The sequence below is a fragment of the Pantoea sp. DY-15 genome (genome assembly GCF_019795935.1).
Lineage (GTDB): Bacteria > Pseudomonadota > Gammaproteobacteria > Enterobacterales > Enterobacteriaceae > Pantoea > Pantoea leporis.
The window spans coordinates 37740-52238 of the sequence record NZ_JAIMIF010000008.1 but is presented as its reverse complement, the minus strand read 5'-3'; the positions used below and the strand labels follow the sequence as shown (position 1 = coordinate 52238).

Below are 14499 nucleotides of genomic sequence, written 5' to 3'. Positions count from 1 at the left end.
GTGGGAAAAGGTGCAGCGCACTGAATGTGTATTCAGGAGATTTGACCAGACGGTCGCCATGAATGGCGACCCTACGACGGATCGGCGCGGTTTTGTAGGGTCGCCATTCATGGCGACCTTGTCCATTAATGCACAGTGCAGAATTTGACACGGGCGGCCCGCAGGCCGCACCCTACGATTTTCTCGTCAGCTGGAATGTTCATGGATCGCCTCGATTGTGACCGCATGTTTGTCGCCGTGCTGGAAGTGGGCAGCTTCGCCGGTGCTGCCGAACGCCTCGGTACCAGCAGCGGCCAGGCGTCGAAGCTGGTCTCCCGGCTGGAGCAGGAACTTGGTGTGCAGCTGTTTAAACGCAGCACGCGCGCGCTCTCGCCCACCGAAGTCGGCCGCGCCTATTACGAGCGGGTAAAAACGCTACTCGAAGCCTTTGATACGCTGGATGCCACAGTGCGCGACAGCGCCACCACGCCGACCGGCCGCCTGAAGATTAGCGCGCCCGGCACGTTCGGTACGGCGGTGCTGGCCAGCGTGCTGGTGGAGTTCGCGCGTCATTATCCGCAGATCGAACTCGACGTGAACTTCTCCGATCGTGCAGTTAACATCGTCGATGAAGGCTTTGATATGGCGATTCGCATCGGCAAACTCGACGACAGCAGCCTGATTGCGCGCCGCCTTGGCGATGTGCCGATTCGCGTGGCGGCGTCTTCCGGTTATCTGCTGCAACACGGCACGCCGCAGCACTGGCGCGATTTGGCGGCTCATCAGTGCATCAGCGATACCAACTTCCGCGATCCCTGGCACTGGCCGTTTGTCACGCCGTGCGGCGACAGCGTCAGCATGCCGATTCGCGGTCGTCTCTGTTTCTCCAATACCGAAGCCTGTTTGCAGGCGGCCATCGCCGGATTGGGCATTGCGCGGCTACCAGGTTTTATTGCCGCACCCGCCCTGCAGCGCGGTGAAATCGTCTCGCTATTAGAGGAATTCGCCACGCCGCCCATGGGCCTGTTCGCGCTCTATCCGCCGGCGCGTCATCTGGCGCAGAAAACCCGGCTGCTGATCGATTTCCTCGCCGCCCATTTCCAGCACCATCCGCCCGGCTGATTCCTTCCAATTTGGAAGCAATGAAAGCCATTTTGCCCGGATTATCACCCAACCAGCAGCGCTGTATGCTCACTTCATCAACACTGAGGAGAGAAGACGATGCTGGTTAACGGTAAGTGGAGTGCAGAGTGGCATCCGGTGCAAGCCACCGATCAACAAGGCGGATTTGTGCGCCAGACATCCCGTTTTCGTCACTGGATTAGCGCAGATGGTTCCAGCGCATTCGCTGCCGAGCCGGATCGGTATCACCTCTATGTGGCGCTAATTTGTCCGTGGGCCTCGCGCACGCTGCTGGCGCGCAGTCTGAAAGGGCTGGATAAGGTCATCAGCGTGTCGGTGGTTGAGCCGCAGCTCGGCGCGCAAGGCTGGCGCTTCGGTGATTATCCTGGCGCGGATCGCGACTGGCTGAATAAAGCCGAATACCTTCACGAACTCTACACCCGTGCCGATGCCGATTTCACCGGCCGCGCCACCGTGCCGGTGCTGTGGGATAAAAAGACGCAAACCATCGTCAATAATGAGTCAGCCGATATCCTGCGCATGCTGAACAGCGGCTTTGGCGCGCTGGCGGACGATCGCATCGATCTTTATCCCGAAGATCTGCGCGCAGAGATCGACGCGCTGAACGAATCGATCTATCCACGCCTGAATAACGGCGTCTATCGCGCCGGTTTTGCTACCACACAGGTGAGTTATCAGCAGGCGTTCAACGATGTGTTCAGCCAGTTAGATGAGCTGGAGCTGCGCTTGCAGGATGGCCGTACTTTCCTGCTCGGCGAGCGCTTAACCGAAGCGGATATCCGCCTGTTCGTCACGCTGGTGCGCTTTGACGCCGCCTATCACGGCCTGTTTAAATGCAACCTGCGCCGCCTGCGCGACTATCCGCTGCTCGATCGTTATCTAAAGAGTATGCTTTCGGTCTCTGGCGTGCGTCAGACGGTGAATATCGATCACATCAAGCAGGGCTATTATTCAATTAAAGCGCTGAATCCCAACGGCATTGTGCCGGTTGGCCCGGATATGGCGGCCTACGATTTATAAGGAACAGGGCGATGGCAAAAGCGTTAGTGATTTTTTTACATGGCGTCGGCAGCAACGGCGATGATCTCGCGGTGCTCGGCGAACATTGGGCGCGCCTGCTGCCGGATGTGGCGTTTGCCTCGCCGAATGCGCCCTATCCTTTTGAACACGCGATGGGATATCAGTGGTTTAGCCTGACCGGCATCACGCCCGAAAACCGCCCGGCGCGCGTGCGTGAAGCGCGCGCGGCCTTTGATAACACGCTGCAGCAGCTGATGGCGCAGCACGGCATGGCGGATGCGTGGGACAAAGTGATTCTGGTGGGCTTTTCGCAGGGTTCGATCATGGCGTTAGATGCGCTGGCGTCGGGCCGTTATCCGCTAGCCGGCGTGGTGGCCTTTTCCGGCCGTCTGGCATTTGATGGCGCATTAACGCCGCAGCCGTATACGCCTGCGCTGCTGATTCACGGCAAAGCCGATGAGGTGATTCCGTTTAGCGAAAGCGTATCGGCGGAGCAACGTTTACAGCAGGCTGGCGTGACGGTGGAAGCGCGTTATGAAGCGGCAACCGGCCACACCATTTCATCGCAGGGTGCGATGGATGCCGCCGGTTTTATTGCGCAATGTTTGCAGGATTAAGGCCAGTAACGATTTAACGCCTGCCACGCTTTTTGCGCAGCCACGTCTGCTGGCTGCGCCTTCAACTTATCGTTGAACACTTCAATGCCGACCGGCCCGCTGTAACCGGCACTTTTCAGCTTATCGACAAAGCGTTCCACTTCGATGATGCCATCGCCCGGCAACAGGCGCTGGTGCCGCGCGTACTCGCTGAGCGGCTGCTTATCCTGCGGTGGCATGTCGGCCATATCGCACAGCTGCACTTCGTAGATACGGTCAGCGGGAATGCCATCCAGCTGCGACGCATCGCCGCCTAACGCGCAGATGTGGAACAGATCGACCACCAAACCGATATTCGGCTGGTCCAGCCGTTGCAAGCGTTCCCACGCCAGCGGCAGCGTGTTATCTACGCTGCACCACGCCATCGGCTCATACATGATGCGCATGTTGTAGCGCGCGGCTTCCGATGCCATCCAACGTAAATCTTCATCAATACGCGCCGCCACACAATCTTCACGCGTGCTGGCCGGTGCCTGAATGGTGTCGCAGCCGATGGTTTGGGCAATCTGAATAAACTGACGCAGCTCTTCGCGTTTTTGCTGGCGGTCGCGATCCGGCGCACCGGTGAAATCGCGTAGCACCTGCACATTGGTGAAGCCAAGCTGCAACTGCTTCGCTAACTGTGGCGTACTGGCTTGCACATCGGCGCGCCAGATCTCAACCTGTTCGAAACCGGCGGCGCGTGCGGCACGCAGCTTCTCCTCAGGTTCACCGTTTAACAACACCAGGTTAAGGAATTTAGGGTTACAACGCATGACACAGCTCCTTAATCGTCCGGATAATCGGTGACAAATTCTGTGCGTCACGCGCACAGAATGGCGATCAGTATCTACCTCTGAGGAGTTATTTCAAGCGCGATGGTTATCCGAGCAGATTGACCGCGGCAAAACCGGCGAAGGTCATCAGCAGCGAACCAATAACATGCACCATCACGCTCGACATCGCCCAAAGGTATTTACCTGATTGTAGCAACCCAACAATTTCTGCAGAAAAAGTGGAAAAGGTGGTTAAGCCGCCACACAAGCCAGTGACAATTAACAGTTTCCAAAAGGGATCGATATGCGGGTTACGCACAAAAAAGGCCAGCGCCGCGCCGATGATAAAACCGCCTACCAGATTCACCATCAAGGTGCCGGGCGGCAAATTGGGAAACAGCGCGTTAAAACGTAATGAGATCAACCAACGCAGCGTACAGCCCACCGCACCGCCCAGCACCACCGCCAGTAACGACTTCAACATAGTTTGGAGCTCCTGATATGAATGACGCGCAGGGCCGCGGCAGGACAGAATAACACCTGACACACCGCCGTCTCCCGCGCAGGGATACGAGTGTTGTCAGGCGTCATCAGCCGTCTGTGACCAGAACGGCGGTTGGGGAAGGTGGCACGCCATCACCTTAGGCGGGAGATAATACGCTGGCTTGGCAATGCAGACAATATGGTGAAGGAGGCACAATGGTGTCGCGGCGCGATCTATCGCGCGCATCAGTGAAGGCACCGTGCCAACCCCTCTTTGCGTAATAAATTGCGCCGCTACGGTTGGTGCCAATATCAACGTTCGAAGTGAATCACGCCCTTAATCAGTTCCCGGTTGTTAATCACATCCGCTTCAAAGCGCTCTGCCAGGGTAGAAAAATCATAATGGCGATTGAGCATCATGTCGGCACGAAGCTGCCCGTTCGCCATCAGTTCGCCTACTTTCGCGAAATCTTCCAGCGTGGCGTTGCGGCTGCCCAGCAGCGTGGTTTCCTTTTTGTGGAACTCGATATCCGGGATCACCAGATCGCCTTTGTGCAGGCCGACAAACACGATGGTGCCGCCGTGACGAATCAGTTTCACCGCGCCGTTCATCGCCGCTGGGCTGCCGGTGGCATCGATCACTTTGGCCGGCAAACGCCCACCAAACTCCGCCCGCAACTGCGTTTCAAAATCGGCGTTTAATGGATTTACCGTCGCCAAACCCAGCTTCTGCGCTACGTGTGCACGGCGTTGCTCGCTGGTGTCGGCCACCACCACATTCGCCCCCGCCGCCGCCGCAATCGCGGCCACGCCAAGACCAATTGGACCTGCGCCCACCACCAAAACCTGCTCATCCGCCGTAACGGCCGCACGGCGCACCGCATGCGCGCTGATGGCGAAGGGTTCAATCAGCGCGGCGGCTTCGGGATCAACCTCATCCACCGCCAGCAAATTGCTGGTCGGCACGCTAAGGTATTCGCAGAAACCGCCATCCTGATGCACCCCAATCACCGAGATTTTTTCGCAGCAGTTGGTTTTGCCACTCAAACAGGCATCGCACTGCTGGCAGGCAACGTAGGGAATCAGCGCCACGCGCTGGCCCAGCCTGAAGCCGCTGGCCTGGCTGCCGAGTTCCACCACTTCACCACACAGCTCATGCCCCAACACGCGTGGATAGCTGAAAAACGGCTGATTTCCGGCCCAGGCGTGGATATCGGTGCCACAAATGCCGGCGGCGATCGGTTTGATCAGAACTTCATGGGCGGCGGGCGTCGGCTTCGCGCGCTGCTGCCATACCATCTGGCGCGGCTCGGCGACCACCAGCGTTTTCATCGTTGTCATTGGCTTCTCCTGTGCTGTTGTCGCAGTTATGGCGAAAATCGCCGATGGCAGCGTTTTGCGTTGGGGGAAGTGTGAAGCCAACCGCTTTTTTTGGGCTTTGTATGGTTTTTAATAGATAAAAAACCGGAGACGCGTATGAGCCGCAGCCAGAATCTACGTCAGAACGTGATTAATCAGATGCTGGAAGGCATTGCCAAACGGCATATCCGTTCGCCGTTACCCCCGCAGGCGGCGCTGGCCGAGATGTTCAACATCAGCCGCACTACGGTGCGCCACACTTTGCAGCATCTGCATGAGCGCGGCGTGCTGGAAAAGGTGGATGAAACCTACGTTATCGTGCGCGATCCCAGCGAAGAAGATGGTTTTAACGCCCTGACGCCGCCGATCGATCAGCAGGCGCTGCAGTTTGAGCAGACCTTTTTCAACCTGATTAATCAGCGTCAGCTGATGCCGGGCGATACCTTTAGCGAGCTGCAGTTAGCCCAGCAGGTGAAGGTCAGTCCGGTTGTGGTACGTGAATTCCTGCTGCGCTTTATGCGTTATGACCTGCTGGAACCGGTGAAGCGCGGACAATGGCGCATGAAGAAGTTCGATCAGAAGTATGCCGAGAACCTGTTTGAGCTGCGTGAAATGCTGGAAACCCACGCGCTGACCCGTTTTCTCAACCTGCCCTCGCAGGATGAGCGCTGGATGCAGGCGCGCGACCTGCTGGATCGCCATCGTTCGATGCGTGACACCATTGCCAGCAATTACCGCCACTTCGCCGCGCTGGATAAAGAGATGCACACGCTGATTCTCTCCGCCGCCAACAATCCGTTTTTTAATCAGTCGCTGGAGATTATTTCCGTGATTTTTCACTCGCATTATCAATGGGATGAAACCGATCTCAAACAGCGCAATATCGTGGCGCTGGAGGAGCATATGGCGATTCTGACAGCGCTGATTAGCCGTCAGGATGTCGAAGCCTTGTGCGCCCTGCACAATCATCTCGGCACCGCCAAGACATCGATGATCCGTTCGATCCGCCAGTACAATTAAAAACCGATTAAAAACCGCAAAGCATTAGCTCCCGCACGAATCTGAAACATCTCCGCAACATCCCGATCTGATTGCTTCTAGTCTCGAAGTCAATCCGTTGGGGCAGCACCGTTTTGCTGCCGCAGGATCCCACACAAACGCATAACGATAAGTACCCAGATCCGGGAGGTCGCAATGGAAAATACTTCGGCTCGTGGCCGCGAAAACGCGCCACAACCGGCTGCAGACGGGCAAGATTTTATCCCGGCACGCAGTGACGTGGTGCGCTCACCGCGCATCAGAAAGATCCAGATTACCGCCATGCTGCTGCTGCTGTTCGCCGCCATGATCAACTATCTCGACCGCAGTTCGCTGTCGGTGGCCAATATGACCATCCGGGGAGAACTGGGTTTATCCGCGACTGAAATTGGCGTGCTGCTGTCGGCCTTCTCGCTGGCGTACGGCTTAGCGCAGCTGCCGTGCGGTGCGCTGCTCGATCGCAAAGGGCCGCGCATCATGCTGGCGATTGGCATGTTCTTCTGGTCGCTGTTCCAGGCGGCCGCCGGTTTGGTGCATAACTTCACCCAATTTATTTTGGTGCGTATCGGGTTAGGTATTGGCGAAGCGCCGATGAACCCCTGCGGCGTGAAGGTGATCAACGACTGGTTCAACATCAAAGATCGCGGTATGCCGATGGGCATGTTTAACGCCGCCTCGATGATTGGTTTGTCGATTGCGCCGCCGATTCTGGCCGCGATGATGATGGTGATGGGCTGGCGCGGTATGTTTGTCACCATCGGCGTGCTTGGCATGTTCCTCGCCATCGGCTGGTATCTGATGTACCGCGATCGCGATAACAACACGCTGAGCGGCGAAGAGATTCACTATCTGCAGGCGGGCAGCGTGGCATCGCGCAAAGAGCCGCTGAGTTTTGCCGAGTGGCGCGGCCTGTTCAAGCAGCGCACCATGTGGGGCATGATGATTGGCTTCAGCGGCATCAACTACACCGCGTGGCTGTACATCGCGTGGCTGCCGGGCTATCTGCAATCCACTTATAACCTCGACCTGAAAAGCACAGGTTTACTGGCAGCGATTCCGTTCCTGTTCGGCGCGGCGGGCATGCTGCTGAACGGTTATGTGGTCGATGCGCTGGTGCGTCGTGGTCATGATGCGGTGAAGGTGCGTAAGGTCTCTATCGTCAGCGGCATGCTGCTGTCCGCTGCGTTTACCGCTTTTGTCACACGTGCCACCGACACCACCAGCGCGGTGACCATGATCGGTATGGCGCTGTTTTGCATCCACTTTGCCGGTACATCGTGCTGGGGTTTGATTCACGCCAACGTCACGGCGCGCATGACGGCTTCGGTCGGCAGCATCCAGAACTTCGCCAGCTTTGTGTTCGCCTCGTTCGCCCCGGTGATCACCGGTTGGGTGCTGGATACCACCAAGTCGTTTAGCCTGGCGTTGATGATTTGCGCCGGTGTAACGGTGGTGGGTGCGCTGGCGTATTTGCTGCTGGTGCGTAAACCGATTACCGATGGGGTTTGATTGAGTGTCGGATGTGGGACGGTCGCCATAAATGGCGACCCTACGAAATCGGCATTACGACGGACGGGTGAAAAACTGCGATTCACACTGGCGCGCGATTTCCCACAGCTTGTTGCGAATCACCTGTTTCAGCCGCAGCGTCGATTGCGACTGTGGCTGATCGCGGCGGCTGATCAACATCACTTCAAAGGGTAGCGGCTGCGCGACTGGCAACAGCTTGAGCTGGTCGGCATAACGGCACGCGGTAAACAGATCGACAATCCCGACGCCGCCGCCCGCCAGCACCATATCGGCAATCACCGAATAGGTTTTGATCGACAGCGATACCGCCGGATTGAGCCCTTTATCGCGCAGCGCGCGGTGCAGCACCCGACCGAGCGGATCCTGATTCTGCATCATCAGCAAATTGTTGGCGCACAGCCACTCCAGCGTCACCGGCTCATGGTGGGTGTGATCGCGCGGCAGCAACGCCACCATCGACGACTGAAACAGCGGTTCCGCCAGTAAATCGGCATCCACCTGCTGACCAAACACCAGCGCGAAATCGAGCTGATTATCCATCAGCATGCGGCACAAGGTGCTGAAGTGCTCGGTGACCAGTTCCACGCTGACCGACGCCGCCTGTTGCCGCCAGTTCACCAGCGCGGGTGCTAATACCATCTGACCAAACGCATGCGCAGCACCCACGCGCACCGTTTGCCCTTCGCCGCGCCGTAGCTGCTCGGTCAGCTGGGTAATCGCCTGTAAACGCTGATAGATATCTTCCACTTCCGGCAGCAAGCGCCGCCCTTCTGCCGTCACCACCATGCCCTGCGCGCGCCGCTCAAACAGCGCAAAACCGAGCTGCTGCTCGGCGTGATTAAGCACGCGGCTGACATTCGGCTGCGACACATTCAGCAAACGCGCCGCCGCACTGATGCTGCCGGTCTGCACAATCGCCTGAAAGACTTCAATATGCCGCAGCCGCATGATTATTCGCCCCAGGTGGCTTCAAGCACGCGCAGCCAGTTGCCGTGGCAAATCTTCTCCAGCAGCTCGCGTGAATAGCCGCGCTGCGCCAGCGCCTGCACCAGTAGCGGGAATCCGGCCACGTCCTTCAGATCGCCTGGCATGGTGGCGCCATCGAGATCCGAACCAAAACCGACGCCCTCTTCCCCCACTTTTTCCAGCAGATACTCAACGTGGCGCACGATGGCATCGACGCCGGTCGGCGCATGACGATCGCCATCTTCACGCAGGAATGGCACGGCAAAATTGACGCCGACAAAGCCGTTGGTTTCGGCAATCGCCGCCAGCTGGCGATCGGTGAGATTACGTGACTGCGCGCTGAGCACATGCGCGTTGGAGTGGCTCGCCACCAGCGGCGCATCGCTGATTTCCGCGGTGTGCCAGAAGCCTTTCTCATCCATGTGCGACAAGTCGACCATGATGCGGCGGCGATTACAGTCGCGCACCAGCTGCTTGCCCGCTGCCGTCAGGCCGTTGCCGATATCCGGCGACGAGGGATAGAGGAACGGCACGCCGTCGCCGAACTGATTCGGGCGGCTCCACAGCGGTCCCAGCGTGCGCAAGCCGCTGGCGTAGAGCATGTCGAGCAGCTCGCCGTGAGTATCCAGCGCTTCCGCACCTTCGACGTGCATCACCACCGCTAACACCTTGTTTGCCATGCAGTGGCGAATATCACGCACGCTGCGGCAAATCTTCACCTGGCCATTCGAGGCCTGCTCAATGCGCAGCAGCAGCGCCAGCATGGAAAACGTCGCGTCGCGCGCTGAGTTGATAATTTCCTGAGGAAAATCGGCGAGGTCTGGCGCACTTCTTGCAATTAGAGGGTGGGACGGCACCCAGGTGGCGAAAATGCCACCTGCCATATTTCCCTGACGGATACGCGGCAAGTCCATTTGGCCCGTTTTGGTGCCAGTGAAAAAGGCATTAACCGCGTCCGGCTGATGGTGCTGCCACAGCTTATTCAGCACATCGTTGTGGCCGTCAAAGACCGGAATATCGAGGGTAATCGAGTCAGACATGTTGTTCAGTTCCATGTTCGGGGGAAAGCGCAGCACTGCCAGCTGGCGGAGCAAATTGCACCATAAAAGGGCAAAACCACACGCGTGAAACAAAGGACGTAGAACCGGTATTAATCCTCCGGCAGGTGCGTAAAGTCAAGACAAAAAACAATCAAATAGTGATTTTTTATTTTAATTATCAATCAGTTGGGAGTTTACATGGTTACCAGAAGACGTTTTCTTGCAGGATGCACTGCTGTACCTGTTGTTTCCTACCTCAGCCTGAATTCTTCCTTTGCCGCGACGCCGCCGACCATGCTGGTGATCGCGATGCAGCTCGATAACATCACCAGCCTCGATCCACACGAAAGCTTCGAAGCCACCGGCGGCCAGATCTGCGGCAACCTCTATCAACGTCTAGTCACGCCCGATCCCAAGCAAGCCGATAAAGTGATTGGTCAACTGGCGCAAAGCTGGGACGTCAGCAGCGATAACGGCACTTACACGTTCCATCTCGATCCGGCGGCCAAATTCGCCGATGGTTCGCCGCTTACCGCAGAAGACGTGGCGTTCTCGATTGAGCGTATCGTCAAGCTGGATAAGAGCCCGGCCTTTATTATCAACCAGTTCGGCTTTACCAAAGACAATGTGACGCAGCGGGTCACCGCGAAAGATGCGCACACCGTGGAGATGAAACTCGGCGCGCCGGCGGCCGAAACCTTCCTGCTCTACTGCTTGTCCGCCACCGTCGGCAGCATCGTGTCGAAGAAAGCCTGTCTGGCGAACCAGCAGAACAATGACTTCGGTAACGGCTGGCTGAAACAGCACAGCGCCGGTTCCGGTGCCTTTACCCTGCGCACCTGGAATGCCAGCGAAACGGTGATTCTGGAGATTAGCCCGCAATATAAAGGCGCCAGCAAAACCAAACGCGTGATCCTCAAACACATCGCCGACCCAGCCGCGCAGGCGCTGATGCTGAAAAAAGGCGATGTTGATGCCGCGTATGACCTCACCACCGAACAGCTGCTGCAGGTGAAAAACGACAGCAGCGTGTCGCTGGTGAATCAGTCGCTGTCGGCCATCATGCTGATGTCGTGCAACACCAATAATCCGTATCTGAAAAAACCGCAGGTGTGGCAGGCGCTGAAGTGGGCGCTGGATTACGACAGCATTCAGAAAAACATTCTGTCGATGAGTTTTGTTACCCATCAAAGCTTCCTGCCGAGCGGCTTCCCGGCGGCGCTGGACGATACGCCATTCCACAAAGATCTGGCGAAAGCCAAAGCGCTGCTGGCCGAAGCGGGATATCCGGACGGTTTCGAAATCACCCTCGATCACTACTCCATGCAACCCTATCCGGACATCGCGCAGGCAATTCAGACGCAATTGGGCGCGATTGGCATCAAAGTGTCACTGATCGCCGCCGAAAACCGCCAGGTTCTGACCAAGATGCGTGCGCGTCAGCATCAGCTGGCATTGACGGTTTGGGGCGCCGATTACTTTGATCCCAACTCCAACACCGAAGCCTTCTGCGTTAACACTGACAACAGCGATAACGCGCGTGCGCGAACGCTGGCGTGGCGCTGCAGCTGGTCAGACGATGAATTTAACAAACTCACCGAGCAGGCGCTGCATGAGCCGGATCCGACGAAGCGCATCGCGCTCTATCAGCAGATTCAGCAGCTAGGCCGCGAGAAGAGCCCGTTTATTTTCATGATGCAGAAGACCAAAAACGTGGCCACCAGCAAAGCGCTGAGTGATGTCCACATGACCGTACTGGAGCAGTGGCCGTATGCGCAGGTGAAAAAAGCCTGATGCCGTTACTGAAGAGAATCGTCAGCACCCTGGGAAGCCTGGTGCTGACGCTGTTTGGTCTGTCGGTGTTGACCTTTTTCATTGGCCGCGTCATGCCCACCGATCCGGTGCTGGCGGCGGTCGGTGATAACGCACCGCAATCGGTGGTTGAGCGCGTACGTGTGGAAATGGGGCTGGATCAACCCCTCTACGTGCAGTTTGGTCACTACCTCAATCAACTGCTGCATGGCGATCTCGGTAAATCAATTCTCACCTCGAATCCGGTGATTACCGATATCGCCCGCTTCTTCCCCGCCACCATGGAGCTGGCAACGGCGGCCATCATCATCGCGGCGCTGGTTGGCATTCCGCTTGGCGTGTGGGCGGCGGTGCGTCAACGTTCGTGGGTCGATCAAACCATTCGCGTGATCTGTCTCGCCGGCCATTCGCTGCCGGTATTTGTGCTGGCGCTGCTGAGCCTGCTGATATTCTACGCGGTGCTCGGCATTGCGCCCGGCCCCGGACGGCAGGACATCATCTGGCAGGATATGGTGCCGCAGGTCACAGGCTTCCTCACCATTGATTCGCTGCTGGCCGGGGAAATGGACGCCTTCTGGGATGCGCTGGCCCACATGGCGCAGCCGGTGCTGATTCTGGCCTACTTCAGCATGGCCTACATCACGCGTATGACGCGCACCTTTATGCTCAACGCGCTGAGCGGCGAGTTCGTGATCACCGCGCGCGCCAAAGGCTTGTCGTCACGGCGGGTGATTTGGCGGCATGCGTTTCCCACCGTGGCGGTTCAGCTGGTCACGGTGCTGGCGCTGACCTACGCCGGATTGCTGGAGGGCGCGGTGGTGACGGAAAATGTCTTCGCCTGGCCCGGCATCGGCCAATATCTCACCACATCGCTGATGAACGCCGACATGAACCCGGTGATCGGCGCCACCTTGCTGGTCGGCACCGTGTATGTGCTGCTCAATCAGCTGGCTGACCTTCTCTATCGACTTTGGGACCCGCGCGTAAAATGATCTTCTTCTCACGAGAATGGCTGCTCAACGACACGCCAGCCAATCGCCGCCAGGCGGTGTGGGGCCGGCGTTATCGCCTGTGGCTCAGCCTGCGCAGTAATCCGCTGGCGATGGCCGGATTGCTGGTGGTGGCGGTGATGCTGCTGCTGGCGCTGTTTGCGCCCTGGCTGACGCCGTTCGAACCCGGTATGCAGCATCTGGAAAACCGTCTGGCGGCCCCTTCCGCCGCGCACTGGCTGGGCACCGATGAGCTGGGGCGCGATGTCTGGACGCGCATTATCTACGGCGGCCGCACCACGCTCGGCATGGTGATCGCCGTGGTGCTGCTCACCGCGCCGCTCGGTCTGCTGATTGGCTGCATCGCCGGCTATGCCGGCGGTTTCATCGATAAAGCGCTGATGCGTTTGACCGACATCTTCCTCGCCTTTCCGCGTCTGATTCTGGCGCTGGCGTTTGTCGCCGCGCTGAAACCCGGCGTGGAGAGCGCGATTCTGGCGATTGCCCTGACGTCGTGGCCGCCGTATGCGCGTCTGGCGCGGGCCGAGACCCTGCAGTTCCGCCACAGCGACTTTATCGCCGCCAGCCGTCTGACCGGCGCTTCGCCGCTGCGCATTATCCTGCGCCACATCATGCCGCTGTGCGTGCCGAGCCTGATTGTGCGCGTCACGCTGGACATGAGCTCCATCATCATCACCGCTGCCAGCCTCGGTTTTCTCGGCATGGGCGCGCAGCCGCCGTCACCGGAATGGGGCACGATGATCGCCACCGCGCGTCGTTTCCTGTTCAGCGAATGGTGGGTGCCATTGATGCCATGTATCGCGATTTTCCTGACGTCACTGGCGTTCAATTTTCTCGGCGACGGTCTGCGTGACGTGCTGGATCCTAAGGAGCGCTAAATGTTGGTGGAAATTGAGAACCTGCGCGTTGCCTTCCGCTCGCGCAGCGAAACCTTTGAAGCCGTGCGCGGCGTCAGTTTTAGCGTTGGCCACGAGAAGTTCGCCATTGTCGGCGAAAGTGGCTCCGGCAAATCATTGACCGCGCGCAGCCTGATGCAGCTACTGCCGGGCAATGCGGAAGTCAGCGCCGACGTGCTGCGCTTTGACGGCATCGATCTGCGCGGAGCCAGCGAGAAAGTGCTGCGCAAAATTCGCGGCAAGCGCGTCGGGTTTATCCTGCAGGACCCGAAATATTCGCTTAATCCGGTGATGACCATCGGCCAGCAGATTGCCGAAGCCTGGCGCGAGCACAAAGGCGGCAGCCGCAAAGCGGCGATGCAGGCGGCGATTGAGCTGCTGGAGCAGGTGAAGATTCGCGACCCTGAAGCCGTGGCGCAACGCTATCCGCATGAAGTCTCGGGCGGCATGGGCCAGCGCGTGATGATTGCCATGATGCTGGCGCCCGATCCGGAACTGTTGATCGCCGATGAACCCACCAGCGCGCTGGATGCCACGGTGCAGGCGGAGATTCTCAAGCTGATTGACGAGCTGGTATCGGCGCGCGGCATGGGGCTGATTCTGATTAGCCACGATTTGCCGCTGGTGTCGCACTTCTGCGATCGCGTGGCGGTGATGTACGCCGGCCGCATCGTTGAGCTGCTCGATGCCGGGCAGTTGCAGCAGGCGCAGCATCCCTATACGCGTGGTTTGCTGGCGTGTTTGCCGTCGTTGCGCCATCCGCGCGAACGTTTACCCGTATTGCAGCGCGATGCCGCGTGGCGAGAATAATT

General features: G+C 58.3%; 14 protein-coding genes and 1 riboswitch. Of the genes, 9 read left to right on the top strand and 5 right to left on the bottom strand.

The features are described from left to right. Positions 1-201: 201 nt before the first annotated feature. The 3 genes from K5Y32_RS22980 to K5Y32_RS22970 all read left to right on the top strand — a co-directional run bounded on the left by K5Y32_RS22980 (position 202) and on the right by K5Y32_RS22970 (position 2759). The gene (locus tag K5Y32_RS22980) at positions 202-1101 is read left to right on the top strand and encodes a LysR family transcriptional regulator (RefSeq protein ID WP_222185973.1); all 900 of its coding nucleotides are present in this window, start codon (positions 202-204) and stop codon (positions 1099-1101) included. Positions 1102-1200: 99 nt separating this feature from the next. Continuing rightward, entirely contained in the window at positions 1201-2142 is a 942-nt protein-coding gene (locus K5Y32_RS22975) for a glutathione S-transferase family protein (RefSeq protein WP_217549844.1), read from the top strand. A gap of 11 nt (positions 2143-2153) precedes the next feature. Further along, complete coding sequence (locus K5Y32_RS22970; RefSeq protein ID WP_110867691.1) at positions 2154-2759, top strand: alpha/beta hydrolase; 606 nt, start codon at positions 2154-2156, stop codon at positions 2757-2759. On the opposite strand, the gene K5Y32_RS22965 is transcribed toward K5Y32_RS22970, so the two are convergent. The 3 genes from K5Y32_RS22965 to K5Y32_RS22955 form a co-directional block, all read right to left on the bottom strand. Next, entirely contained in the window at positions 2756-3553 is a 798-nt protein-coding gene (locus tag K5Y32_RS22965) for a sugar phosphate isomerase/epimerase (protein WP_222185972.1), read from the bottom strand. The genes K5Y32_RS22970 and K5Y32_RS22965 overlap by 4 nt on opposite strands. Positions 3554-3659: 106 nt before the next feature. Continuing rightward, positions 3660-4037, bottom strand: a complete 378-nt coding sequence (gene crcB, locus K5Y32_RS22960) for a fluoride efflux transporter CrcB (RefSeq protein ID WP_101762757.1) — start codon at positions 4035-4037, stop codon at positions 3660-3662. A gap of 90 nt (positions 4038-4127) precedes the next feature. Further along, positions 4128-4203: riboswitch (Fluoride riboswitch) on the bottom strand. Positions 4204-4348: 145 nt separating this feature from the next. Then, a complete protein-coding gene (locus K5Y32_RS22955) occupies positions 4349-5377 on the bottom strand; it encodes a zinc-binding alcohol dehydrogenase family protein (protein ID WP_222185971.1) in 1029 nt (342 codons plus the stop codon). 135 nt (positions 5378-5512) lie between these two features. Here K5Y32_RS22955 and K5Y32_RS22950 point away from each other — a divergent pair, with 135 nt between their 5' ends. Next, the gene (locus tag K5Y32_RS22950; protein ID WP_101762759.1) at positions 5513-6415 is read left to right on the top strand and encodes a GntR family transcriptional regulator; all 903 of its coding nucleotides are present in this window, start codon (positions 5513-5515) and stop codon (positions 6413-6415) included. 174 nt (positions 6416-6589) lie between these two features. Next, a complete protein-coding gene (locus K5Y32_RS22945) occupies positions 6590-7942 on the top strand; it encodes an MFS transporter (protein WP_222185970.1) in 1353 nt (450 codons plus the stop codon). A 54-nt stretch (positions 7943-7996) separates the two neighbouring features. On the opposite strand, the gene K5Y32_RS22940 is transcribed toward K5Y32_RS22945, so the two are convergent. Together K5Y32_RS22940 and K5Y32_RS22935 are read right to left on the bottom strand one after the other, a co-directional pair. Further along, positions 7997-8911, bottom strand: coding sequence for a LysR family transcriptional regulator (locus K5Y32_RS22940; RefSeq protein ID WP_222185969.1), 915 nt, complete (start codon positions 8909-8911; stop codon positions 7997-7999). 2 nt (positions 8912-8913) lie between these two features. Further along, on the bottom strand, positions 8914-9969 hold the full coding sequence (locus K5Y32_RS22935; RefSeq protein ID WP_222185968.1) for a dipeptidase: 1056 nt from the start codon (positions 9967-9969) through the stop codon (positions 8914-8916). A gap of 198 nt (positions 9970-10167) precedes the next feature. On the opposite strand from K5Y32_RS22935, the gene K5Y32_RS22930 reads away from it, so the two are divergent. Genes K5Y32_RS22930 through K5Y32_RS22915 form a run of 4 tightly spaced genes read left to right on the top strand, consistent with a single transcriptional unit; the run spans position 10168 to position 14497 of the window. Then, a complete protein-coding gene (locus K5Y32_RS22930; protein ID WP_222185967.1) occupies positions 10168-11763 on the top strand; it encodes an ABC transporter substrate-binding protein in 1596 nt (531 codons plus the stop codon). Next, positions 11763-12773, top strand: coding sequence for an ABC transporter permease (locus K5Y32_RS22925; RefSeq protein ID WP_222185966.1), 1011 nt, complete (start codon positions 11763-11765; stop codon positions 12771-12773). The genes K5Y32_RS22930 and K5Y32_RS22925 overlap by 1 nt, the downstream gene beginning before the upstream one ends. Then, the gene (locus tag K5Y32_RS22920; protein WP_110867698.1) at positions 12770-13669 is read left to right on the top strand and encodes an ABC transporter permease; all 900 of its coding nucleotides are present in this window, start codon (positions 12770-12772) and stop codon (positions 13667-13669) included. The genes K5Y32_RS22925 and K5Y32_RS22920 overlap by 4 nt, the downstream gene beginning before the upstream one ends. Further along, entirely contained in the window at positions 13670-14497 is an 828-nt protein-coding gene (locus tag K5Y32_RS22915; RefSeq protein ID WP_222185965.1) for an ABC transporter ATP-binding protein, read from the top strand. Positions 14498-14499 lie beyond the last annotated feature (2 nt).